Raw genomic sequence first — 22,493 nt, 5'->3', positions numbered from 1 at the left:
GACCACGAAACGTGGCCGCTCCCGCACCCCTCCAGCCTCTGTAGCTCAGTGGAGAGAGCGAGGGACTTCTAATCCCGAGGTCGCAGGTTCGAATCCTGCCAGGGGCGCTGGAAAACATGGCCGCTGACCTGCACAGACAGGTCAGCGGCCTTCTTTGTGTCGACCTTCGGCTGCTCCAGTGAGCTGCTTGTGGAGCCTTTCGGTCGTTCGGTGCCACACTCGAAGTCAGAGGCCGGACATCAGGGCAGGCGGAGCGATGGCAGGTGACGTTCCGGACTGGGCGCGCGTGAGGCGCGTGGCTGGTCTCAGGCCGAGGCAGTCGCCGAGATGCGTCGGCACACCGACGAGGCGTTGCCGGACGATGATCACCTCGTTCGGCGTTGGAAGGCCTGGGAACGCGGCGAGAACAAGCCAAGCCACGACGCGCCGGTCATAGCCGCGGCACTGCGCACGGTGACCAGCAGCCTGTTCCCACCTATGAATCGCACCGAGTCCGGTCTGAAGATCGTCCACGCCACAGGCATGGACACCAAGGAGGTCGTGGCGCGGTTGCAGGCGTCCAGCCTCAACGACGCCACCGTGGAGGCGTTGCGGATCATTGTCGACCGCCTGTGTTCCGAGTATGCCCACCGCCGTCCTGACGAGCTTCTTCGCGAAGGACGCCGTTGGCTGAGGCGCATCGGGGAGCTGGACGAACAACGCTTGAGCCTCGGCCAGCGACGCGACACGCTGGAGCTGGCCGGGTGGCTTGCGCTGCTGGTGGGCTGTCTTGAGTACGACATGGGCGACAGGGCCGGTGCCGAAGCTAACCCGCCAGACCGCCTTGAGCCTTGGCGGCGAGGTCGGCAGCGCCGGCGTTCTCGGGTGGGCGCACGAGATGCGGGCGTGGTTTGCGTTGACGACAGGTGACTATCGCGGTGTTGTGGCGGCCGCACGATCGGGGCGAGCAGTGGCCGGTTCTCACTCCGTGGCGGTGCAGCTGATCGCGCAGGAGGCGAAGGCCTGGGCGCGGATGGGCGAGCAGGACGAGATGGAACGCCCTCTCGACCGCGGCCGATCGTTGCTTGATTCCATGCCGTATCCGGACAACATCGAGAACCACTTCGTCGTTGATCCGGACAAGTTCGACTTCTACGCCATGGACTGCTACCGGCACATCGGGAATGACCGCCTTGCGAGCGGCCTGGCCGAAGAGATCATCAGGTCGGGCATCGATTCCAGGGGCTTTGAGCGCGCTCCCATGCGGATCGCGGAAGCGAGGGTGACGCTGGGAGTCGCAGCGGCACGGGGTGGCGACCTCGACGGCGCGATCGCCTTTGGGCGATGTGCGCTCGGAGGGGAGCGGAAGTCGTTGCCGTCGTTGACGATGGTGTCCCGCGACCTCGCTGTGGTGCTGGGCAAGCGATTCGGCAACGAGCCCGCGGTTCGGGCCTACCTCGACGAGCTTCGTTCCCTCGCTGGGTGGCGTGCTCGAACGCAGTGAGACGCGGGAAAGATGCCGCCGCACACCGAAGACATTCGGTGTGCGGCGGCCATAATCCGAGTTACGCGAACGGGAATTTGTCGATGCCACAGGTGCGCTGCGTCGGCAGCACGCCGGTGAACAGGTACTCGCGCTTGACCTTCTCCGCACACGCGCTGCGAACGTACATCGAGGTGTGGCCGGAGCCCTCGACGGTCAGAAAGCCGGTGCGGGCCATCTCCGCGGCGCCGTCCTGCGCGCCGTGCAACGGCGTGGACGGGTCGAACCTGCTGTTGATGAACAGGATTGGTGCGGAGGTCCAGCGGTTCCACGGGCCGGTGTAGCGGTCGGTGTCACGGCCCTGCCAGAACGCGCACGGCATCATGTCGTACACGATCGGGCGGCCCCAGTAGGGAACGCGCGAGTCTTCGCTCTGGCCGTACTTGGTGTAGGCGGCCGTGTCGCGTGGGAAGTCGCTGTCGGCGCACTGGATCGCGTTGAACGCCTCGGTGCGGTTCGAGGTGTAATCGGGCGCGGCGGTCCTGGCGAACGAGGGCTGGGTTTCCCACAGGGTTTGGAGGAGCTGTGCGGTGGACTGCCAGGTTTCCGGCTGGGCCATCGCGTCCCACACGGTGCCGATCAGCGCGGCGCGGTCGAAGGTGCCGTCCGGGGTGGTGATCGGGGTCGCGGTGACCTTGGCGACCAGGTCCGCCCACTTCTTCTTCAGGTCGCCGCCCGCGAACGCGCACTTCGCGCCCGGTGCCGCGCACTGGGTGAGGAACTGGTCGAACGTCTCGGCGGTGCCGCGGGGCACGTCCTGGCGGGTGTCCAGGGGCACGGTGGTGCCCTGGTTGCCGTGGCCGGTGGCGTTGCCGATGAAGTCCAGCGAGCCGTCGAACGCGAGCGCGCGCACCTTGTCCGGGAACAGGTTCGCGTAGATCGCGCCGAGGTGGGTGCCGTAGGAGATGCCGTGGTAGGTCAGCTTCTTGTCGCCGACGGCCTTGCGCAGCAGGTCCAGGTCACGTGCGGTGTTGGCCGACGAGACGTGGTCGAGCAGGTCGCCCGACCTGGTCTTGCAGCGCTGCGCGAACTCCTGGTGCTTGGCGTAGAACGCGGGTTCGTCGGCTGCCGTCACCGGGTACAGCGGGATGGAGTTCAGGAACTGCTGCTGCTCGTCGACGGAGTCGAAGCACCGCACCGTCGCGCTGCGGCCGATGCCGCGCGGGTCCCACGACACGAGGTCGAAGCGCGACCGCAGCTCGGCCGAGAAGAGCCACTCCCACCTGGCCCTCGCCCGCAGCCGGTCGACGCCGGAGGCGCCGGGGCCGCCGAAGTTCACGAACAGCGAGCCGATCCGCTTGGCCTGGTCGGTCGCCGGCAGGCGGATCAGGGCCAGGTCGATCTTCGTGCCGCGTGGCTGGTCGTAGTCCAGCGGCACCTTCGCCGTCGTGCACTGGAACCCGTCCTGGCAGTCCTGCCAGGACAGCGCCGGGGTCTCGGCCTCGGTGTCGGCGGTCGCGGCCGGCGCCAGACCGACCAGCAATGCCGCCGCTAACAACAATGATCGCAAGGTGTGCTCCCCAGGTAGTCCTGACCATCACGACGCCGGTCGCGGCCGATCGGTTGCCTCGGGGGCCCACGGGTTACCGTGACCTGTGGACAGGACGCGGGTGGGCAGCGGGCTGGTGGTCGCGATCTTGGTTGTGCAGGTGCTGGCCAGTCTGGTGTGGAGCGCTGACGCGACGCTGACGGGGATCGCGCTGGCGTTCAACGCGGTGGCGGCGGTGTCGACGGCGTTGTTCGTGCGCCGGGGCGGGCGGGCCGCGTGGGTCGTGGTCGGGTGGTGCGCCGGGTTCTTCGGCTGGCACGTGCTGGGGCTCGGTGAGCTCGCCGGGTGGTGGACGACCGGGCTGGAGGCGGCGTTCGCGGTTGCGGGGCGGTACCAGCTCTCGGTCGTCTACCAGGCGGTGCTCGCCGCGGCGGCCGGGTTCGCGGTGCACCTGCTGCTGCCGCGTCAGCGCCAGGTGTCGGCCACGTAGGTGTCGAAGTCGATCGGCGCGCGGCCGAGCAGGCCGCTCACGTCGTCGGTCGGCGTGGCGAGCAGGCCCTTGCGCATGGCGTCGAACATGCCGTTCAGCTCCGCGGCCGCGGGCTCGGGGACGCCGTGCGAGAGCAGCTCGGCGTGGTACTCCTCCGGGGTCAGCCGGACGAGCTCGACGGGGCGTCCGGTTCGTGCGGCGATCTTCTTGAGCCCGTCGGCGAACGTGACCCCGATGGGTCCGCTCAGCTCGTACGTCCGGCCCGCGTGGTCCTCGGTCAGCGCCTTGACCGCGACGTCGGCGACGTCCCGCACGTCGATGAACGGCTCCGGGGTGTCGTCCACCGGCAGCGGCAGGCGGCCGGCCCGGACCTCCTGCGCCCAGACGTCGTCGGAGAAGTTCTGCGTGAAGTTGTTGGCGCGCAGGACGGTCCAGTCCAGGGTCGAGGCGCGGACCGCGGCCTCGGCGGCGTGCATGTTCGTGAAGACGTCGATCGGCAACCGGTCGAGATTGCGGCCGGAGAGCAGGACCACGCGGCGGACGCCCTGCTGTTCGGCCAGTTCGACGAACGGTGCCGCGTCGGCCGGGTCGTGTGGCGCGATCAGGTAGACGCCGGTCGTGCCCGCCAGCGCCGGTCGCCAGGTGGAGCGGTCGTCCCAGTCGAAGCGGACCGCGCTGGAACGGGAAGCGGCGCGCACGGTCACGTCGGTCTTCCCCAGAGCCGCCACGACGCGCCGGCCGGTCTTGCCGGTGGCGCCCAGCACCAAGATCTCCTGTGTCATGCCGTCCAGCCAACCGTGGACCGCGCGATCGGCCCATGTCCGAGAGTTCATCGATGATGCTCGATCGTTCGACCCACTATCGTGGACGGCATGGATCCGTTCGACGAGCTGTTGCGCGGGGTCCGTGCGGACGGCGGTGGTCTGCGCCGCTGCACGGTCTCGGGCACCGTGACGCACGACAGGTGCACCTTGTACGCCCTCGTGTCCGGTGAGGTGCGGGCCGGCGGGAAGACCGCGCGGGCGGGCGACATCCTGGTGGTGCGCGGGCCGGGCAGCCTGTCCGGCCGGGCGGAGGCGGTGCGCGGGTCGTACGAGCTGACCGGCTCGGTTTCGAGGCGGTTGTCGGCGGTGATGCCGGACGTGCTGGTGGCGCCGGGGGACGACGGCTGCGCGGAGTTCTACGGCGGTCTCGAGGACGAACAGGGCGTGGTCGCCGACCGGTTGCTCGACTGGCTGATGGTGTGCGGACTGCGGACCTGGTTCGACCACGAGCACGGCACGGGCTGGCTGGGCGCGCTGGCCGACGACGTGGCGGGGCCCGCATTGCGCGCGATGCACTCCGACGTCGCACGGCCGTGGACGCTCGCCCAGCTGGCACGGGAGGCCGGGGTGTCGCGCACGACGCTGGCGAGCCGGTTCACCAGGCTGGTCGGCACGCCACCGCTGACGTACCTGACCGAGTGGCGCATGGCGCTGGCCGCGGACCTGCTGGCCGAGTCGACGGCCACGGTCGCCGCGGTGGCCCGCCAGGTCGGGTACGCGGACGCGTTCGGGTTCAGCGCGGCCTTCAAACGCGTGCACGGTGTCAGCCCGAGCGAGTGCCGTGCGGGGTGCGCCGCCTGACCTCCCGGCAGGCCGGGTGAGCCGTCAGTCGTTCGTGAACAACCGCGAGAGTTGGTGCTCCACCAGCTCTTCCGCGGTCCGCACGTCGACCTGACCGATCAGCACCTGCAGCATCAGGCCGTCCACGAACGCCAGCAACGCCAGCGCGTCCCGTTCGGCGTCCCCCTCCGGCCGCACCGCGCGGATCTGGCCGGCCACGAACGCCACCATCTCGTGGCTGCCCGCGCGCAACGGCTCGGCCAGGCGCGGTTCGACGACCGCCTGCGCCAGGAACGCCGCGAGCACCGGTGCCTCGGCCCGTGCCGCAGCGCTGATCGGCAGAAGCTCCAGGAGCAACGCGCGCAGGAACGTCCGCGGGTCGTCGGACCAGACCTGGCCGATGCGGTCCGCGACGCGGTCGCTGATCAACCGGAACGCGAACAGCAGCATCTCGTCCTTGGTGGCGAAGTAGTGCTGGACGCGGCCCATCGACACCCCGGCCTCGGCGGCGACGTGCCGCAGGCTCACCGCGTCGAGGCCCCGCGCGGCCATCACCCGGCACACCGCGGCGCCGATCTCCCGCCGGCGTGCCTCGTGGTCGACCTGTTTCGGCAAGACAGTCTCCAATGCAATCGCATTGCATCCTACTGCCCGGTCGTTTTACGATGCGATCGCATTGCAACGACGTCAGGGGGACGCCATGCAGTTCTGGGACTTCGCCGCACTCACCTACTACCGCCTGCTCGACCGGTTCTCCGGGCCGCTCAACCGGCTGGCCGTGCGGCGGCTCGGCCTGCGGCCCGGCGAGGCGGTGCTCGACATCGGCTGCGGCACCGGGGCGTTGCTGCCCGAGCTCGTCCACGCCGTGGGGCCGCACGGCCGGGTGGTCGCGGTGGACCGCAGCCCGCGCATGGTCCGGATCGCCCGCCGGCGCGCCGCCCGGTGGCCGAACGTCGAGGTGCGCGAGGCTGACGCCTGCACCACCTGCCACGGCTCCGGCGAGTTCGACGCGGCGGTGGCGCTGGGGGCGTTCAGCGCGATGCCGGACGTGGCCGCGGCGGTGGCGAACGCCTGCGACGCGCTGCGGCCGGGCGGGCGGCTGTTCGTGTTCGACGTGCGGCTCGCCAAGGACGACCGCGTGACCGGGTTGCTGCGCCGCGGGTACCGGCTGGTCGCGGGGTTCACCGGCGCGGACGTCGTGGCCGAGCTGCGGGCGGTGTTCGGGCGGGTCGAGCCGGTGTTCGCGGTCGAGGGCGACACGACGGCCACGGTGCTGGCCACGAAGGCCGCACAAGTCACGGATGCGGTCACGGGTTCGGCAGGCACACCTTGCCGTCCCGCGGGATGACCGCGGCGTGCCGGGCCGGGTTCGACGTTCCGGATCAGCCTTCCCGCGGAGCGCTGAGCAGGTCCATGTTGATCATCCCGGCGGCTTGGGCGCCCTGTGCGGCGGCCACGATCACGATGGCGGACGGGTCCGTGACGTTGCCGGCCGCGTAGACGCCGGGCACGCTCGTGCGGCCGAACTTGTCCGTGCGCACGAACGGACCGGCGATCGTCTCCTCGGTCTCCGCCCCCAACGCCAGCAGGTGCTCGTCGCGTGGCTTGACCGGTGCGGAGTACACGAGCGCGTCGGCCGGGTGGCGCCGGTCGCCGGAGATCACCGCGACGAGCCGGTCGTCGGCGACCTCGGTGTCGTCGACCGACGGGACGAGCGTGACGTCGGCGGACCACTGCCGCACGAGTGCCACCTTCTTCTCCTCGCCGAACACCACGAGCTTCTGGTCGCGCACCTCGTAGCCGTGGCAGTACGGGCAGCCGAACACGTCACGGCCCCAGCGCTCGCGCAGCAGCTCCGGCACCTCGTCCACCAGCCCGGTCGCGAACAGCACGACCCTGCCGGTGACCGTGCGCGTGTCGAGCTCGACCGCGAAGCCGTCGGCGAGCCTGCTCACCGACCGCACCTCGGCGGTCACGATCTCGCCGCCGTAGCCCTCGACCTCGGCGCGGCCGTGCTTGAGCAGCTCCAGCGGCGAGAAGCCGTCGCGGGAGAGGTAGTTGTGCATGTGCGCGGCCGGCTCGTTGCGCGGCTTGCCGCCGTCGACCACCAGGACGCTGCGGCGCGCCCTGGTCAGCATCAGGGCGGCGCTCAGGCCGGCCGCTCCCCCACCGATGATCACCACTTCGTAGTCCATGCCACGAGGGTGCGGTCGACAGTCCGGTTTCAGCAACGTATGTTGCCGGAATGGCAACTCTCGGCAACCGGCTCGCCGCGCTGCGGGCCGAGCACGACCTGACGCTCGCGGAGCTGTCCGAGCGGACGGGCATCTCGAAGTCGACCCTGTCACGCCTGGAGAGCGACCAGCGCAAGCCGACGCTGGAGCTGCTGCTGCCGTTGTCGCGCACGTACCAGGTCACGCTCGACGACCTGGTGGGCGCGCCGGAGGTCGGCGACCCGCGGGTGCGGATGAAGCCGCGCCGGCTCGACCACGGCCGGGTCGGCATCCCGCTGACCCGCTCGATCGGCCCGCTCCAGGCGTGGAAGATGATCATCACCGACGACCGGCTGCACGAGCCGCGCGTGCACGAGGGCCACGAGTGGTTCTACGTGCTCAGCGGCCGGGTCCGGTTGCGCCTGGGTGAGCGGGAGGTCGTGCTGCGGGCCGGCGAGGTGGCGGAGTTCGACTGCCGCCAGCCGCACGCGCTGGGCAGTGCGGACGGCAACCCCGCGGAGATCATCAGCCTGTTCGGCAAGCAGGGCGAACGCATCCACACCCGCGCCGCACCGCCGAAGCCGTCCTAGGCTGGGGGCATGTGCCGAAACATCCGGGTGCTCCACAACTTCGAACCGCCGGCCACCTCCTCCGAGGTGCAGGCGGCCGCGCTGCAGTACGTGCGCAAGGTCAGCGGGGCGGCCAAACCGTCCGCGGCGAACCAGGAGGCGTTCGACCGGGCCGTGGCGGCGGTCGCGGCGGCCACGCAGGAGCTGCTCGCCGCGCTGGTGACGACCGCGCCGCCGAAGGACCGCGAGGTGGAGGCGGCCAAGGCGAAGGCCAGGGCTGAGGAGCGTTACGCGCGTTAGTCCTTGACGCGGGTCTCCAGGTACATGCAGATCAGCTTGGCCGCGACACCGGCGGAGCCGACGATGAACGCCTGGTCGGGACCGAGCGTGAGGGCGATGGCCCACAGCAGCAGGGCGATCAGCACGAGGATGACCGTCACCTGGGCGGCGTGCGGCCACTGGGCGGGGTGGACGAGCCACCGCGCCGGCTGCCGGGCCTCCACGTCACCCTCACTTTCGGGTGAACGCCTAGCGGGCTGAGCCGCCTTGACCGCCATCGTGCTCCCTACACCGCGGAATCGTCTGCGGAACCCATTCTCTTCAGTTGATCTTCTACGGAGGGTGACTCCGGCCTGCCGTGCGGTGAGCGTTGCGCGAGCGTCGGCGAACGGCAGACGAACGGTCGGCGGTGCGATCGGCGGCCAGTTCGTCACGGTCCGCTTACCGAATGAGGCCTAAAGCACCACCCTGAGTGGCACCCGTTGGAGTGAGTCGGCAACACTAGGTAGTCACTAGGCCGTTCGGCGCAGCGCCGTTTTTGTCAGACCCCTCGGCTACCGTCAGGTGAAGAAGGCGGTACGAGGGGAGAAAGCGTTGCCGGACAACAACGTCAGCGTCACCGCACTGTCGTTCACCGAGTACGTCATGAGCGGCCAGCGTGGACGCATCAGCATCGTGTCAGAGCAGCGGGGAATGTATCTGACCGAGGACCCGAAGATCTGCGGCTTCTACAACCCGATCCGCGACGCCATGCGCCGAGCGGTCAACTCGACCGAACCTGAACTGGAGCTGAAGAAGGCGGTCATGGCCGCCAACCGCACCGGCCAGCCGCGGGCGTTCGAGGAGATCGCCGACGGCTTCCTGCCCTGGCTGAGCGCGTTCAAGGCGACCGGCGTGCCGGTGGAGGGCACGACCTACCGGGCCGGCGAGCTCACGTTGAAGGTGCGGCCCCACCTGGGGCTGCGCAAGAAGGACGGGTCGACCTACGCGGTGCTCGTCCACGCCAAGGAGGTGCCGCTGACCAGGGAGGCGGCCAACGTGGGGCTGCGCATCCTGCAGCACACGATCGGCGACACCCTGCCGGGCGCCACGCCGGTGGTGCTCGACGTGCGGCGCGGCAAGGCCTACCAGATGCCCAAGCGCACGAACCTGGGCAAGCTCGACGTGCTGATCGCGGCCGAGGCCATGGGCTACGTGACGCACTGGAAGCTGTCCGGCCTGTTCGAGTCGGTGCAGGTCAGCTAAGCCACCGCCGGCAGGGGTGGCGTCCCGGTGCCCGCCGGGCCCGCCATCCCGCCGGACCACCGCGGTGCCGAGCGGCGTCTGCTTCAGGCTGATCTCCCGGCAGGCGCGCGCGAAGTGAGGCAGTGTCTGGGGAATGTCCGGGGACAAGAGCGGTACAGGGCTGGGTTTCAGCGGTGAGGTGGCGGACTTCTACGCGAGGTTCCGGCCCGGCTACCCACCGCCGGTGATCGACGCGCTGGTCGGCAAGCTCGGGCTGACCCGCGACCACGTCGTGCTCGACCTCGGCTGCGGCACCGGCCAGCTCGCCGCCCCGCTGTCGAGGCACGTGCGGCGGGTGCTCGCGGTCGACCCGGAGCCGGACATGCTCGCGCACGCGCCGGCGTTGCCGAACGTCGACTGGCACCTCGGCTCGGACGCGGACGTGGCGGAGCTCGGACGGTTCGACGCGGTCGTGGTCGGGCAGGCGCTGCACTGGATGGACCACGAGCGGCTGTTCCGCCAGGCGCGCACCGAGAAGTTCGCGATCATCGCGAACGGGACGCCGCTGTGGCGCCAGCACCCGGCGATCCGGCGGGTGCTCCAGGACTGGTTCCACACCCCGATCACGGCCGACTGCGGCACGGATGCCGTTGCGCGCCAACGGTATGCGGACGCACTCAGCCGTGCGGGGTTCACGCCGCACGAGTGGACCATCGGCTACACGCACCAGCACACCGTCGAGGAGCTGGCGGGCAGCCTGTTCTCCGCGATGTCGCCGGACACACTGCCCAAATCGCACGAACGCCCGCTGTTCCGGGAAAAGCTGCAGCGGGCGCTCAGGTCGGACACCTATGTCGAGCCGGTCACCGTGACGGTGATCAGCACGCCTTGAGCATCCCGGCGAGCGCGTCGTGCTCGGCCTGGTCCACGGTCAGCTTGTAGGTGATCTTCACCGCGATCCAGTGCTGGGCGTAGGTGCACCAGTAGGTCTGCACCGGCGGCTTCCACTTGGCCGGGTCCTGGTCGCCCTTGCCGCGGTTGGTCTTCGCTGTCACGGCGATCAGCTGGATGCCACCCAGGTCGTTGGCGAACGCCTTGCGCTGGTCGTCGGTCCACTTGTCCGCACCGGACCGCCAGGCTTCCGCCAGCGGCACGGTGTGGTCGATGTCGACCTCGGCCGCGTCCTTGATCACCACGTTGTCGTACGGGCTCGTCCACGTGCCGGAGACGGCCTTGCAGTCGTTGTCCGACTTGACGTCTGTGCCCTGCCGCTGGAGCACGACCTCCCTGGTGTCACAGGAGTTGCCCTGCGAGGCCCAGTGCGGGAACCGGTCGCGGCTGTAGCCGGCCATCTTGCCCTCCGGCGCGATCTGCAGCGCGCCGAGGTCCGTCGAACCCCCTGGCGCGGGCGTGTTCGTGCCGGTCGGCGTGGGCGGATTCTCCTTGTTCGACTGGAGTTCCGTCAGATACCAGCCCAGTGCCACCAGGAGCACGAAGACGACAAGTGACGTCACCGCAGCGCGATTCATGGGCCAATGATCGACCATGCTGATCACGGCCCGGTCACCCGGTCCGCGATCAGCCCGTCGTGACCCGCCTGATCAGGGCCGGGAGGTCAGGTAACCGCCCATGGTCCGGAAGTACTCCTGGGCCTTGAGCTCGGTGCCGTCGGCCGTGCGGACCGTCTTGACCAGCAACGCCTTGCTGCGCCCGCGGCGGGCCTCGGCACCCGCGACGACCGCCACGCCGTCACCCTCGCGGTAGAAGATCCGGCCGGGCGTGCCGCCGTAGACCTCGGCGGAGACGTCGGCCTCGATGATCTCCAGGCGCTCACCGCGGTGGAAGCAGAACGCGCTCGGGTACGGCGCGCACTGGGCCCGCACCAGCCGGTCCAGCTCCTCCGCGCTCCAGGTGAAGTCGATCCGCAGGTCCTCCTCGGCGCGCTTGTGGAAGAACGAGGCCTGCGACCGGTCCTGCTTGGTGAACTCGGTGCGGCCGGACGCGATCTCGGCGAGGCCGTCGATCGTGATGGGGCCGAACAGCTCCAGCGTCTTGGCGAACAGGTCGGCGGTGGTGTCGCGCGGGCCGACCGGGACCGAGCGTTGCAGCACGATGTCGCCGGCGTCGAGCGTGTCGTCCATCATGTGCGCGGTCACGCCGACCTCCTTCTCGTCGTTGATCAGCGCCCAGATCAACGGGGAGAAGCCCGCGTACTTCGGCAGCAGCGAGTCGTGCACGTTGAGCGTGCCGCGCTTGGGCAGCGTGAAGACCTGCGGCGGGATCCAGGTCCGCCAGTTGCACGCGACGATCACGTCCGGGTCGGCGGCCTTGAGCCGGTCGAGCAACTCCTGGTCCTCCGGCCGTTCGCGGACGACGACCTCGACGCCGTTCTCGCGGGCCAGGTCCTCGACCGAGTCGCTCCAGACCTTCTCGTACACGCCCTCACCCCTGGGGTGGGTCACCACCAGGACGACCTCGTGCTCAGATGCCAAGAGCGCCTGCAGGGTGCGATGACCCCAGGTCTGGAACCCGAACATGACGACCCTCATGGGGGTGTCCTCCTCAACGCCGGTGGGATACGGTCAGGCTAACCTAACGAACCGCTTGCAGATAAGCTTAGGCTGCCCTAAGTTCAAGTCTCGTGCACCCCATCTACGACGTCGTCGGCATCGGCTTCGGGCCTTCCAACCTGGCGCTCGCGATCGCTCTCACCGAGCACAACGAGCAGGCCGAAACCCCTGTCACCGCAGTGTTCCTGGAACGTCAGCAGGCGTTCGGCTGGCATCGCGGCATGCTGCTGGACGACGCCACGATGCAGGTCTCGTTCCTCAAGGACCTGGTCACCATGCGGAATCCGGCCAGCCGCTTCTCGTTCCTGTGCTACCTCAAGGACCGCGGCCGGCTCGTCGACTTCGTCAACCACAAGAACCTGTTCCCGCTGCGCGTGGAGTTCCACGACTACTTCGAGTGGGCCGCCGCGCAGGTCGACGACCTGGTCACCTACGGCGCGGAGGCCGTGGACGTGACGGCGGTCGAGGACGACCTGTTCGAGGTGACGACCGCCGCCGGTGACGTGTACCGGGCCCGCAACCTGATCTTCGCCACGGGCCTGCGCCCGGCCGTTCCCGAGGGCGTCGCGCTGTCGGACCGGGTGTGGCACAACAGCGAGTTCCTGCACCGGGTTCCCGGACTGAAGGACCCGAAGCGCTGCGTCGTCGTCGGTGCCGGCCAGAGCGCCGCCGAGGCCGTCGCCCACCTGCACCGCGAGTTCCCCGGCGCCGAGATCTGCTCGGTGTTCTCCCGCTACGGCTACAGCCCCGCCGACGACAGCTCGTTCGCGAACCGGATCTTCGACCCGGAGGCCGTCGACCACTACTTCGGCGCACCGGACGCGGTGAAGCAGCGGCTGATGGGCTACCACCGCAACACCAACTACTCCGTGGTCGACGTCGACCTGATCGCGCAGCTCTACCGGACCACCTACCGGGAGAAGGTGCTCGGCACCGAGCGGCTGAAGATGATGAACATGACCCGGCTCGTGGCGGTCGAGGAGTCCGCGACCGGCGCGCGTGCGGTGATCCAGTCGCTGGTCACCGGCGAGCAGGAGTTCCTCGACGCCGATCTGGTCCTGCTCGCGACCGGCTACGACGAGGCCACGCCGGCGCTCGGTTCGCTCGACGCGACGTGCGCCCGTGACGCGGCCGGCCGGCTGGTCGTGGGACGGGACTACCGGATCAGGTCGACGTTGCGCGGCGGCATCTACCTCCAGGGCGGCACCGAGCACTCGCACGGCATCACCTCGTCGCTGTTGTCCAACGTCGCGGTGCGCTCAGGTGAGATCCTGGCTTCCGTGCTGACCAACACCCCCGTACCGGTCCTCGCGACCGCGTGAAACTCGACCTGAAGCTGACGGGCTGCCGGGTTCTCACCATGGACCCGGCCCGCCCCGCCGCGCACACGATCGGCATCTGGCAGGGCCGCATCGCCGGGCTGGACGAGCAGGTCGCCGACCTGCCCGCGGCCGAGACCGCGGACCTCGGCGGTGCCGTGGTGCTGCCCGGTTTCATCGACGCCCACACGCACCTGGCGTGGAACGGCCGGCGCACCATCGACGTGACCGGGCTGAACACCGTGGCCGCCGTGCAGCGCGCGTTGACCGACGCGCCCGGCACGGCGTGGATCGAGGCGTCCGGCTACGACCGGCGGATCATGGACCGGCCGCTCACCGCCGCAGACCTCGACGTGGTCAGCGGCGGCCGCCCGGTGTACGTCGCCGACCTGTCCGGGCACGCGTGCGTGGTGAACTCGGTGGTGCTGCGGCAACTCCCGCAGATCAACAGTGACGGCTGGCTGACCGAGAACGAGCAGCTGGCCGCGCGGTCGTTGCGGCTGCCCTACTCGGTCGAGGAGATCGTCGCCGAGCTGCACCGCAGTGCCGAGCAGGTGCTGGCGCAGGGCGTGACGATGTGCGCGGAGGCGGGCATCGGCGCGGGCCTGATCGCCAGCTCACCGCTGGAAGCCGCGGCGTACCAACGCGCGCGGCTGCCGATCCGCGTGCAGCTCATGGTCTCCGCGTACGTGCTGCACGACGTCGCCGCCGATCCGGCGGACGGCATCGCACGGGCGATCGACCTCGGCCTGCACACCGGCTTCGGCGACGACATGGTGTCGTTGGGCGCCCTCAAGCTGTGGACCGACGGCGGCATGATCGCGCGCACGGCCGCGTTGACCGAGCCGTACACCGGCGGCGACAACCGCGGTCAGCTCGCCGAGTCCGAGGAGTTCATGCGGGCGGCCATCGTCGACGGCCACAACGCCGGGTGGCAGCTCGCGATCCACGCGATCGGCGACCGTGCCATCGACTTCACGCTGGACGCGGTGGCGCGGGCGCAGTCGGCACGGCCGCGCCCGGACGCCCGGCACCGCATCGAGCACTGCGGCCTGGTGCGGCCGGACCAGCTCGGCCGGATCGCCGCTCTCGGCCTGGTCCCCGTCGTGCAGCCGACGTTCCTGTGGGCGTACGGCGACGACTACAGCGAGATCATGGGACCGCGGCGGGCGCCGTGGATGTACCGCGGGCGGTCGTTCCTCGACCACGGCATCACCGTCGCGGGCAGCTCGGACCGGCCGGTCGCGGACGGGGCACCGTTGCGCGCCATCGAGTTCATGGTGCGGCGGCGGTCGGCGAGCGGCCGCGCGGTCGGGCCGGACGAGGCGGTCACCGTCGAGGAGGCGATCCGCGCGTACACGCTCGGCGGCGCCTACGCGTGCCGCAAGGAGGACGTGCTGGGCAGCATCACACCCGGCAAGCTCGCGGACCTCGTCGTGCTCGGCGACGACCCGCGCACCAGCGACGCGATCGCCGACATCCCGGTGCTGGCCACCGTGGTCGGCGGGAAGGTCATGCCTCAGCGATCTTCTTGAGCCGCGCGAGCCGGCTGTCCCACTGCGAGGCCGGCGAGGACCTCCAGGTGGCGGTGGCGTCGGAACGGACCGAGAAGCGGTTCTCGCGGCCGGGGCGTTGCGACGCCACCGGCTCGGCGCGTTGATCAGCACATCGCGGTCCGTGCCGGCCTCCCGCAACCGTTCGGTTGCGGGAGGACTACTGGAGGTGGAACGTGGCGGCCAGCGTCGCGAGCCGGTCGGTGATGTCGGCGTAGACGTTCGCGCGCCGCACCCACGCCTCGTTGCCGCTGGTCGCCGACGGCGGCGCACCCAGCGGTGAGACCGCGTCGGTGACCCCGTACTCCAGCCGGTAGGCGAGCACGGCGACCGCCGCGTCCAGCCAGAACGACGGGTCCGGCGCGGTGATCTCGCCCAGCCCGACCCGGAACCACACCGGCATGCGCGCGTACTGGCTGAGCGCGGCGGAGATCCGGCGCGCGGCGGCGTCCCTGATCTCCTCGCGGGCCTTCTCGCCGGCGAGCACGGCCTCGGTCCGCCACTGCTCACCGGTGGCGTCCTCGTCGGCCACCAGCCGCTCGGCCGCCCGCTGCGCGCTCGCCTCGTTGGCGTTGATCAGCCACTCCATCTGGCGCACCTCGTGGCTGAGCGCGTCCCGCTCGAACCGCGGCACCCGCCCGCCGTCGAGCTTCGACCGCGCCTCGTCGCGGCGCGCCTTGAGCCCCTCGAACTCCAGCACCAGCTGGCGCAGCTCGACCCGCATCGGGTCGGCGAGCAGCTCCTGCTCGGCGTCCCACGCCACCCGCAGCGCCTCGACCAGCGGCGCGATGTCGCCCGCGACCGCGTCGAGGTCCGCCGGCTCACCGTCGCCGGCACCGGACAACCTGCGCTCCAGCACGGTGAGCCGCGCCGTCATCCGCTCCAGCTGCGCGGCAAGCTGGCCGACGTGACTGATCAACGTGGCGACCTGCGGCTCGACGACCTCGAGGCGTTCCTTCTCCGTGGGCACCCACCCAGCGAACCTGACGGTGTGCACCGCGCCAAGGAGGGCAACCCGGATTACACGCGTCCGAGTCCGGCTTCCGCCCGCCCGAGCGCCCGTCCTTCACGGACCGTCACGATGCTGCGTGAACTGCGGCGGAGCGGGGTATGAATAGGAAATGGCGACCTCTACTACTGAGACCGAACGCAAGTACGAGGCCCCATCGGACGCGAGTCTGCCGGACCTCAGCACGATCACCGGCGTGGCGGCGGGTCCGGAGGAGTTCGACCTCGAAGCCACGTACTTCGACACCGACGACTACCGCCTCGCGCGCGCCGGCGTGACGCTGCGCAGGCGGGTCGGCGGCCCCGACGAGGGCTGGCACCTGAAGCTCCCGGCCGGCACCGACTCCCGCCAGGAGCTGCACGCCCCGCTCGGCCGCGCGGTGAAGAAGCCCCCGAAGGACCTCACCTCCCTGGTCCGCGCGCACACCCGCGGCTCCGAGCTGGCCCCGGTCGCCCAGATCAAGACCAACCGCCGCCGCTGGCAGCTCTCCAACGGCACCGGCGAGATGCTCGCCGAGGTCGTCGACGACGTGGTGACCGCCCAGACCATGGGCTCCTCGACCCGCACCACCTCGTGGCGCGAGATCGAGGTCGAGCTCGGCGCCGGCGACCGCGCCCTGCTCGACACCGTCGAACAGCACCTCGGCGACGCGGGCATCCACCGGTCCTCGTCCTCCTCGAAGCTCGCGCAGGTCATCGGCGTCAAACGCGACCCCGTCCCGCGTGTCACCAAGAAATCCACCGCAGGCGACGTCGTCCTCGCCTACCTGCACGAACAACGCGCCGCGCTGCAGAACCAGGACCCCCGCGTCCGCCGCAACGAACACGACGCCGTGCACCAGATGCGCGTGGCCACCCGCCGCATGCGCTCGGCCCTCCAGGCGTTCGGCAAGATCATCGACCGCGAGGCCACCCGCACCCTGACCGACGAGCTCAAGTGGCTCGCCGGCGTCCTGGGCACCTCCCGCGACCTGGAGGTCCTGCGCACCCGCTTCGAGGACGCCCTCCACACCCTCCCGCCAGAACTGGCCCTGGGTGACGTCGCCGCCCGCCTCACCCGCCACTTCGCCCCTCGCGAGGCCGCCGCCCACCAGGCCTCCGTCGCAGCGCTGGACGACAAGCGCTACTTCACCCTCCTCAACTCCATCGACACCCTCCTCACCACACCCCCGCTGACCCGCCTCGCCTCCGGCAAGGCCAAGGACGTCCTCCCCCGCCTCGTCGAGAAGGCCCGCCACCGCCTCGACACCCGAGTCGAGGCCGCACTGGCCGCCGAGCACGCCGACGAACCCCTCCACGAGGCCCGCAAGGCCGCCAAACGCCTGCGCTACTCCGCCGAGGTCGCCGAACCCGCCCTGGGCAAGCACGCCACGCACCTGCGCCAGCGCGCCAAGGACGTCCAGACCCTCCTCGGCGAGCACCAGGACTCCGTGGTGGCGCGCCCCGTCCTCCTCGAACTGGGCCGGGGCGACGAGAACGGCTTCACGTTCGGCCTCCTCTACGGCCGTGAGGTCGAGCTGGCGCACAAGACCGAGGCCGAACTCCCCGCGCTGTGGCGGAAACTCACCAAGGAACACCTCTGATCCCGTTGCCCAGGGCCGATTCCGTCACCCCCGGGCTGGTTCCTCCGGCCTGGGGCCGATTCCGTTGACCCGAGGCCGCCACCGCATCCCATGACCGTGGCCACGCCCCTCGCGCGCTTCCTTTTTCGCGGGCGGAGATGACCATGGTTGTAGGACACCGGAACCAGCACACGTAATAGAGACGACCGCACCCGTGGATCCGGACAAGCTTCACTCGACCGAGTGAGGCCCCCGCCTTCGACCTGCGGTTCGGCGCAGCCGAAGGCAAGACTTGCATTCGAGCCGAAGGCGAGACGCCAGAAGCTCTTCGACGGCGGTTCCGCGGTGGGTGGCTTCCCCGTCTAGCGCTCCGACCGTTTGCAGGGCCTGAGGGGCAGCCACCCACCGCAACGCAACCCAACAACGCAACCGGCAGCCGCCCAACACAAACAGGCGTGCCATCAACCCGCGAGTGGCGCTGGAGGGCTTCTTTGGGAGTGTCGGGGTCTGGGGCGGAGCCCCAGGACAGCCGAACAGGCAGCCCGCACATTGGTCTGGACCTTGACACCCCCACTCCCGCCTGGAACCGTGATTCGAACCGCCGCCACCGCTCGATCCCCCTGGAGGACCAAGCCGTGGCCCCACACCGAGCGCGAACCCTGGCAGCCGTGCTGATCGTCGCATCTGGAGCCCTGGTGACCGGAACAGCCGATGCGGCCCCGCAACCGCACCACCTGATCCCCCACCCCGCCAAGATCACCCAGCACACCGGCGTCACCTTCACCCTCTCCCCGTCGTCGAAGATCCAGCTGACGACGCAAAAAGCCCGCCCAGCGGCCGCCCTGCTGGCCGAGACCCTCCGCCCCTCCACCGGTTTCGCCCTCCCGATCACCACCGGCGTCACCGGCGGCGGCATCGTCCTCACCACGGCAGCCGACCCGAAGCTCGGCCCGGAGGGCTACAAACTGGACGTCACGCCGAAGCAGGTGGTCATCCGGGCGAACTCCGCGGCAGGCCACTTCAACGGCATCGCCACGCTCCGCCAGCTCCTGCCGGCCAAGGCCGAGGCGAAGACCGGGCAGCCGGGCCCGTGGCAGGTCAGCGGCACCAGCATCACCGACACCCCGCGGTACCGGCACCGCGGCGCGATGCTCGACGTGAGCCGGCACTTCTTCACCACGGACCAGGTGAAGCGCTACATCGACCAGCTGGCGATGTACAAGATCAATTACTTCCACCTCCACCTGAGCGACGACCAGGGGTGGCGGCTGGAGATCAAGTCGTGGCCCGAGCTCACCAAGATCGGCGGCAGCACCGAGGTCGGTGGCCGCACGGGCGCGCTGTTCTACACGCAGGAGCAGTACAAGGACCTCGTGGCCCACGCGCGCAGCCGCGGTATCACGGTGATCCCCGAGTTCGACATGCCCGGCCACACCAACGCTGCCCAGGCGAGCTACGCCGAGCTCAACTGCGACGGCCAGAAGCGGCCGCTCTACACCGGCACCGGGGTCGGGTTCTCGTCGCTGTGCATCGACAAGGACATCACGTACAGGTTCGTCGAGGACGTCGTCCGCGAGGTTTCGGCGATCACGCCCGGCCCGTACCTCCACATCGGCGGCGACGAGGCGCACAGCACCCCCGACGCGGACTACCGGACGTTCATGGACCGGGTGCTGCCGATCGTGCGGAAGCACGGCAAGACGACCATCGGCTGGCACGAGTTCATCAAGACCACCGAGGACACCGAGGTGATCCCGCAGTTCTGGGGCACCACGTCGACGAACGCCGACGTGGCCGCGGCGGCGCGGCGCGGCAACGAGGTGCTCATGTCGCCGGCGAACCGGATCTACCTCGACATGAAGTACGACAAGGACACCAAGCTCGGGCTGAACTGGGCGGGCTACGTCGAGGTGAAGGACGCCTACGGCTGGAACCCCGGTGCGTACCTCGACGGCGTCACCGAGAAGAACGTCCGCGGGGTTGAGGCTCCACTGTGGACGGAGACGATCCGGACGTCCGCCGACATCGAGTACATGGCCTTCCCGCGGCTGCCCGTCGTCGCCGAGCTCGGCTGGGCCCCGGCGAGCGTGCACGACTGGGAGCGGTTCGCGCCGCGGCTGGGCGCGCAGGCACCCAGGTGGAAGGTCATGGGCATCAACTACCACCCCTCCACCCAGGTGCCCTGGACGAACTAGCTAGAAGTAGCCCTGCGTGCGGTCGGAGTAGCTGACCAGCAGGTGCTTCACCCGCCGGTACTCGGCGAGCACCGCGGTGTTCGCCGGGTACACGTGGTAGCTGTTCACCCAGACCCGGTCGGCGCGCAGGTCCTGGCCGAGGGTGTGGGCGAACGCGACGTCGCGGGACCAGACCCCGGCGCCGAGCTGGGCGGTGGCCTCGTTCGCGATCTTCACGGCGTCGTCGCGGTCGTCGAACCTCGTCACCGACACGACCGGGCCGAGCACGTCGTCGGCGAACACGGCGGAGCGGTGGTCGCCCTCGAAGATCGTCGGCTGCACGTAGTGGCCGTCGGCCTCGCCACCGGCGACCAGGCGGGCACCCTCGGCCTTGCCGCGCTCGACGTAGGCGAGGACGCGGTCGCGCTGCGCCAGGCTGACCACGGCGCCGATCATCGTGTCGGTGTCGAGGGGGTTGCCGGTGCGGATCTGCCGCGTGCGCTCGGTGGCCAGGTTCAGCAGTTCCTCGTAGCCGGCGGTCTGCACGAGCGCGCGCGACGGGGCCGTGGCGATCTGGCCCTGGTTGGCCGCGAACATCGCGAAGCCCTCCAGCGCCTTGTCGAGGAAGCCGTCGCGCTGGGCGACGACGTCGGCGAAGAAGATGTTCGGGCAACGACCGGCCACGACCGGGTGGTCATCCGACCCGGTGACCACGTTCACCACACCGGGCGGCAGCAGGTCGGCGATCACGTCCATGAGCACGTGGATCGACGCGGGCGTCTGCAGCGCGGGCTCCAGGACCACGGCGTTCCCGGCGGCGAGCGCGGGGGCGAGCACGCGGCCGGCGTGCAGCAGCGGGAACGCCCAGCCGAGCCGGCGCTGCACCACGCCGATGGGCTGGTGGGAGCGGTAGTCGGCGATGCCGTCACCGAGCTGCTCGACGGTGCCGACCTCGGTGCGGATGACGGCGGCGAACTGGCGGAACTGCTCGATCAGCATCGGCACGTCGCTGACCAGCGCCTCGCGCACGGGCTTGCCGTTGTCCCACGTCTCCGCGACGGCGAGCTCGGTGGCGTGTTCCTCCACGCGGTCGGCGATCTCGCCCAGCACCGTGGCGCGCTCTCGTGCCGTGGTGCGTCCCCACGCCCGTGCGGCACCGCTGGCCGAGTGCAGCGCACGCGCGCGGTCGGCGTCGGTACCGCGGGCGACCTCCGTGAACACGTCCCCGGTCACCGGGGTCACGTTCTCGACGTACTCCCCGGACACGGGCGGCACGTGGTCGCCGCCGATGAAGTGGTCGTACCTCGGCCGGTACGCGACCACGCTGCCGGGCTGACCCGGCGCCGCGTACTGCGTCATTTCTCGACTCCTGCCAGAAGATGGCCCACCGGACCTGGTGGGGTGGGGAAGATGAGAAAGTAGGCAGCGGAACGTTGCATGCTCGTTGCACGCCGTGGATGGATCAGTGATGGCCGACCCCAGGCAACACGCACTGTTGCTTAACCGGGTTAGAGATGCCGTGTTGAGTGGCACTCGCACGGCCGTTTCGCCACGCTCCGTCATCTCGGCGTCGTGGCAACGGTCACTGGCGGCCAACGTGAACCCGGACCTGCACACGGCCCCCACGGTGTTCGCCCCCGACGAGCTGCCGGAGCTGCGCGAGCGGCACCCGCTGCACCCGACGCTGCCGGTGCTGCGCGAGACGCTGCTGGGCTTCGCGCAGGAGGCGAAGCACATCATGGTGGTCGCGGACGCCCAGGGCCACATCCTGTGGTGCGAGGGCTCCCACCACACCCGCTCGTACGCCGAGAACGTCGGCCTGGCGGAGGGAACGCGCTGGTCGGAGGACTCGGCGGGGACGAACGCGATGGGCACCGCGCTCGCGGTGAACTCCAGCGTCACGGTCCACTCCGCGGAGCACCTGGTGCGGACCTACCACCACTGGACGTGCGCGGGGAGCCCGGTGCGCGACCCGGACACCGGCGAGACGATCGGGGTCATCGACCTCAGCGGCCCGGTCGAGACGATGCACCCGTCGATGGTGGCGCTGGTGTCGGCGTCGGCCCGGCTGGCCGAGTCGGCGCTGCTGGCGAGGATGAACGCCAGGGACGAGGAGCTGCGGGCGCGCAACATGCGGCACCTGGTCGCGTTGCGCGGCGAGCCCGGCGCGCTGCTCAGCTCGACCGGCCGGGTGGTGGCCGCCGAGCCGTACGGGCTGGTGCCGCCGCGCGTGGACGTGTCGTCGGACCGGGTGCGGCTGCCGGACGGCCGGGACGCCGTGCTGGAACCGCTCGCCCAGGGCTACCTGCTGCGGGTGCCGCGGCAACGGCTCGTGCGCCGCCCGGTGCTGTCGCTGTCGTTCCTGCTGCCCGAACCGAAGGTGGTGCTGGACGCGCGCGAGGTGCCGATCTCGTTGCGGCACGCGGAGATCCTCTGCGCGCTGGCGTTGCACGGCGGCCTGACCGCGGACCAGCTCGCGTTGCGGCTCTACGGCGAACGCGGCAACCCGACGACCGTGCGCGCCGAGCTGCACCGGTTGCGCGCGCAGCTGGGCACCGGCGTGCTCGCGACCCGCCCGTACCGGCTGACCACGCACGTGGAGGCGGACTTCCTGGCCGTGCGCGCCGCGCTGCGGGACGGTGACGTGCCGCTGGCCGCCGCCCGGTACCGCGGCACGCTGCTGTCCCGCTCGGAGGCGCCGATCGTGCTGGCCGAGCGCGACGACCTGGCCAGCGGCGTGCGCAGGGCGGTGCTGTCGCGCGGCGACGCGAACGCGCTGTGGACGTTCACCCAGACCGACTCCGGCGAGCACGACGCCGAGGCGATGGAACAGCTGGTCAGGCTGCTGCCGCCGAACGACGTGCGGCTCGCGATCACGAACGCCCGGCTGCGGAGGCTCGACCAGGACGATTGACAA

23 protein-coding genes and 1 tRNA gene are annotated in these 22,493 nt (G+C 70.4%); 15 read left to right on the top strand and 9 right to left on the bottom strand.

Features of this window, described 5'->3' with window-relative positions; genetic code table 11:
• Positions 1 to 34 precede the first annotated feature (34 nt).
• The 3 genes from ADL03_RS25845 to ADL03_RS49770 all read left to right on the top strand — a co-directional run bounded on the left by ADL03_RS25845 (position 35) and on the right by ADL03_RS49770 (position 1,483).
• Positions 35 to 107 (top strand) — tRNA-Arg (locus ADL03_RS25845).
• A gap of 220 nt (positions 108 to 327) precedes the next feature.
• Complete coding sequence (locus ADL03_RS49775) at positions 328 to 909, top strand: hypothetical protein (RefSeq protein ID WP_231642260.1); 582 nt, start codon at positions 328 to 330, stop codon at positions 907 to 909.
• A gap of 58 nt (positions 910 to 967) precedes the next feature.
• The gene (locus ADL03_RS49770; protein WP_231642258.1) at positions 968 to 1,483 is read left to right on the top strand and encodes a hypothetical protein; all 516 of its coding nucleotides are present in this window, start codon (positions 968 to 970) and stop codon (positions 1,481 to 1,483) included.
• A gap of 61 nt (positions 1,484 to 1,544) precedes the next feature.
• On the opposite strand, the gene ADL03_RS25835 is transcribed toward ADL03_RS49770, so the two are convergent.
• Positions 1,545 to 3,032: an alpha/beta fold hydrolase gene (locus ADL03_RS25835; RefSeq protein WP_053736134.1), complete on the bottom strand. Its 1,488-nt coding sequence runs from the start codon at positions 3,030 to 3,032 to the stop codon at positions 1,545 to 1,547.
• A gap of 85 nt (positions 3,033 to 3,117) precedes the next feature.
• Between ADL03_RS25835 and ADL03_RS25830 the strand changes: the two genes are divergently transcribed.
• Positions 3,118 to 3,501, top strand: coding sequence for a hypothetical protein (locus tag ADL03_RS25830; RefSeq protein WP_157529225.1), 384 nt, complete (start codon positions 3,118 to 3,120; stop codon positions 3,499 to 3,501).
• Here the strand turns inward: ADL03_RS25830 and ADL03_RS25825 are convergent.
• Positions 3,477 to 4,283: an NAD(P)H-binding protein gene (locus tag ADL03_RS25825; protein WP_053736132.1), complete on the bottom strand. Its 807-nt coding sequence runs from the start codon at positions 4,281 to 4,283 to the stop codon at positions 3,477 to 3,479. The two genes, ADL03_RS25830 and ADL03_RS25825, sit on opposite strands and share 25 nt — an antisense overlap.
• Positions 4,284 to 4,373: 90 nt before the next feature.
• Between ADL03_RS25825 and ADL03_RS25820 the strand changes: the two genes are divergently transcribed.
• Positions 4,374 to 5,126: an AraC family transcriptional regulator gene (locus tag ADL03_RS25820; protein WP_082373480.1), complete on the top strand. Its 753-nt coding sequence runs from the start codon at positions 4,374 to 4,376 to the stop codon at positions 5,124 to 5,126.
• Positions 5,127 to 5,150: 24 nt separating this feature from the next.
• On the opposite strand, the gene ADL03_RS25815 is transcribed toward ADL03_RS25820, so the two are convergent.
• Positions 5,151 to 5,720 (bottom strand): TetR/AcrR family transcriptional regulator, encoded by a 570-nt coding sequence (locus tag ADL03_RS25815; protein ID WP_053736130.1) that lies wholly within the window; start codon positions 5,718 to 5,720, stop codon positions 5,151 to 5,153.
• 85 nt (positions 5,721 to 5,805) lie between these two features.
• On the opposite strand from ADL03_RS25815, the gene ADL03_RS25810 reads away from it, so the two are divergent.
• On the top strand, positions 5,806 to 6,453 hold the full coding sequence (locus ADL03_RS25810; RefSeq protein WP_053736129.1) for a class I SAM-dependent methyltransferase: 648 nt from the start codon (positions 5,806 to 5,808) through the stop codon (positions 6,451 to 6,453).
• 34 nt (positions 6,454 to 6,487) lie between these two features.
• On the opposite strand, the gene ADL03_RS25805 is transcribed toward ADL03_RS25810, so the two are convergent.
• Entirely contained in the window at positions 6,488 to 7,300 is an 813-nt protein-coding gene (locus tag ADL03_RS25805; protein ID WP_053736128.1) for an NAD(P)/FAD-dependent oxidoreductase, read from the bottom strand.
• A gap of 50 nt (positions 7,301 to 7,350) precedes the next feature.
• Between ADL03_RS25805 and ADL03_RS25800 the strand changes: the two genes are divergently transcribed.
• Positions 7,351 to 7,908, top strand: coding sequence for a helix-turn-helix domain-containing protein (locus ADL03_RS25800; RefSeq protein WP_053736127.1), 558 nt, complete (start codon positions 7,351 to 7,353; stop codon positions 7,906 to 7,908).
• Positions 7,909 to 7,917: 9 nt separating this feature from the next.
• On the top strand, positions 7,918 to 8,187 hold the full coding sequence (locus ADL03_RS25795; protein WP_053736126.1) for a DUF2277 domain-containing protein: 270 nt from the start codon (positions 7,918 to 7,920) through the stop codon (positions 8,185 to 8,187).
• Here ADL03_RS25795 and ADL03_RS25790 read toward each other — a convergent pair.
• Positions 8,184 to 8,390: a hypothetical protein gene (locus tag ADL03_RS25790; protein ID WP_053736125.1), complete on the bottom strand. Its 207-nt coding sequence runs from the start codon at positions 8,388 to 8,390 to the stop codon at positions 8,184 to 8,186. The genes ADL03_RS25795 and ADL03_RS25790 overlap by 4 nt on opposite strands.
• A 340-nt stretch (positions 8,391 to 8,730) precedes the next feature.
• On the opposite strand from ADL03_RS25790, the gene ADL03_RS25785 reads away from it, so the two are divergent.
• Positions 8,731 to 9,411, top strand: a complete 681-nt coding sequence (locus ADL03_RS25785; protein ID WP_197288655.1) for a hypothetical protein — start codon at positions 8,731 to 8,733, stop codon at positions 9,409 to 9,411.
• Between the two features lie 133 nt (positions 9,412 to 9,544).
• A complete protein-coding gene (locus ADL03_RS25780) occupies positions 9,545 to 10,282 on the top strand; it encodes a trans-aconitate 2-methyltransferase (protein ID WP_063798705.1) in 738 nt (245 codons plus the stop codon).
• Here ADL03_RS25780 and ADL03_RS25775 read toward each other — a convergent pair.
• Both ADL03_RS25775 and ADL03_RS25770 read right to left on the bottom strand, forming a co-directional pair.
• Entirely contained in the window at positions 10,269 to 10,919 is a 651-nt protein-coding gene (locus ADL03_RS25775; protein ID WP_053736123.1) for an HNH endonuclease family protein, read from the bottom strand. The two genes, ADL03_RS25780 and ADL03_RS25775, sit on opposite strands and share 14 nt — an antisense overlap.
• Before the next feature lie 72 nt (positions 10,920 to 10,991).
• A complete protein-coding gene (locus tag ADL03_RS25770; protein ID WP_053736122.1) occupies positions 10,992 to 11,939 on the bottom strand; it encodes a methionyl-tRNA formyltransferase in 948 nt (315 codons plus the stop codon).
• A 92-nt stretch (positions 11,940 to 12,031) separates the two neighbouring features.
• Between ADL03_RS25770 and ADL03_RS25765 the strand changes: the two genes are divergently transcribed.
• A complete protein-coding gene (locus ADL03_RS25765; RefSeq protein ID WP_053736121.1) occupies positions 12,032 to 13,282 on the top strand; it encodes a lysine N(6)-hydroxylase/L-ornithine N(5)-oxygenase family protein in 1,251 nt (416 codons plus the stop codon).
• Entirely contained in the window at positions 13,279 to 14,814 is a 1,536-nt protein-coding gene (locus ADL03_RS25760) for an amidohydrolase (RefSeq protein WP_197288654.1), read from the top strand. Before ADL03_RS25765 ends, ADL03_RS25760 begins: the two co-directional genes overlap by 4 nt.
• A gap of 178 nt (positions 14,815 to 14,992) precedes the next feature.
• On the opposite strand, the gene ADL03_RS25755 is transcribed toward ADL03_RS25760, so the two are convergent.
• A complete protein-coding gene (locus ADL03_RS25755) occupies positions 14,993 to 15,802 on the bottom strand; it encodes a hypothetical protein (RefSeq protein WP_053736149.1) in 810 nt (269 codons plus the stop codon).
• 151 nt (positions 15,803 to 15,953) lie between these two features.
• Between ADL03_RS25755 and ADL03_RS25750 the strand changes: the two genes are divergently transcribed.
• Positions 15,954 to 17,423 (top strand): CYTH and CHAD domain-containing protein, encoded by a 1,470-nt coding sequence (locus tag ADL03_RS25750; RefSeq protein ID WP_053736120.1) that lies wholly within the window; start codon positions 15,954 to 15,956, stop codon positions 17,421 to 17,423.
• Positions 17,424 to 18,097: 674 nt separating this feature from the next.
• Positions 18,098 to 19,597 (top strand): beta-N-acetylhexosaminidase, encoded by a 1,500-nt coding sequence (locus ADL03_RS25745; protein ID WP_231642256.1) that lies wholly within the window; start codon positions 18,098 to 18,100, stop codon positions 19,595 to 19,597.
• Here ADL03_RS25745 and ADL03_RS25740 read toward each other — a convergent pair whose 3' ends face one another.
• Positions 19,598 to 20,935 carry an aldehyde dehydrogenase family protein gene (locus ADL03_RS25740; protein ID WP_053736119.1) on the bottom strand — a complete coding sequence of 446 codons (1,338 nt, stop codon included), beginning with the start codon at positions 20,933 to 20,935 and terminating at the stop codon, positions 19,598 to 19,600.
• Between the two features lie 160 nt (positions 20,936 to 21,095).
• Between ADL03_RS25740 and ADL03_RS25735 the strand changes: the two genes are divergently transcribed.
• Positions 21,096 to 22,490 (top strand): GAF domain-containing protein, encoded by a 1,395-nt coding sequence (locus tag ADL03_RS25735; protein ID WP_231642254.1) that lies wholly within the window; start codon positions 21,096 to 21,098, stop codon positions 22,488 to 22,490.
• The last annotated feature ends 3 nt before the right edge of the window (positions 22,491 to 22,493 follow it).

The organism is Nocardia sp. NRRL S-836 (genome assembly GCF_001279525.1).
In the GTDB taxonomy this organism is placed as follows: Bacteria; Actinomycetota; Actinomycetes; order Mycobacteriales; family Pseudonocardiaceae; genus Lentzea.
This window is presented reverse-complemented; position numbering and strand designations above follow the sequence as displayed.

Coding starts and splice junctions, on each gene's coding strand:
- ADL03_RS49775 (WP_231642260.1), top strand. CDS start 328: ATGCGTCGGCACACCGACGAGGCGTTGCCGGACGATGATCACCTCGTT.
- ADL03_RS25825 (WP_053736132.1), bottom strand. CDS start 4,283: ATGACACAGGAGATCTTGGTGCTGGGCGCCACCGGCAAGACCGGCCGG.
- ADL03_RS25820 (WP_082373480.1), top strand. CDS start 4,374: ATGGATCCGTTCGACGAGCTGTTGCGCGGGGTCCGTGCGGACGGCGGT.
- ADL03_RS25810 (WP_053736129.1), top strand. CDS start 5,806: ATGCAGTTCTGGGACTTCGCCGCACTCACCTACTACCGCCTGCTCGAC.
- ADL03_RS25805 (WP_053736128.1), bottom strand. CDS start 7,300: ATGGACTACGAAGTGGTGATCATCGGTGGGGGAGCGGCCGGCCTGAGC.
- ADL03_RS25800 (WP_053736127.1), top strand. CDS start 7,351: ATGGCAACTCTCGGCAACCGGCTCGCCGCGCTGCGGGCCGAGCACGAC.
- ADL03_RS25795 (WP_053736126.1), top strand. CDS start 7,918: ATGTGCCGAAACATCCGGGTGCTCCACAACTTCGAACCGCCGGCCACC.
- ADL03_RS25780 (WP_063798705.1), top strand. CDS start 9,545: ATGTCCGGGGACAAGAGCGGTACAGGGCTGGGTTTCAGCGGTGAGGTG.
- ADL03_RS25775 (WP_053736123.1), bottom strand. CDS start 10,919: ATGAATCGCGCTGCGGTGACGTCACTTGTCGTCTTCGTGCTCCTGGTG.
- ADL03_RS25770 (WP_053736122.1), bottom strand. CDS start 11,939: ATGAGGGTCGTCATGTTCGGGTTCCAGACCTGGGGTCATCGCACCCTG.
- ADL03_RS25750 (WP_053736120.1), top strand. CDS start 15,954: ATGGCGACCTCTACTACTGAGACCGAACGCAAGTACGAGGCCCCATCG.
- ADL03_RS25740 (WP_053736119.1), bottom strand. CDS start 20,935: ATGACGCAGTACGCGGCGCCGGGTCAGCCCGGCAGCGTGGTCGCGTAC.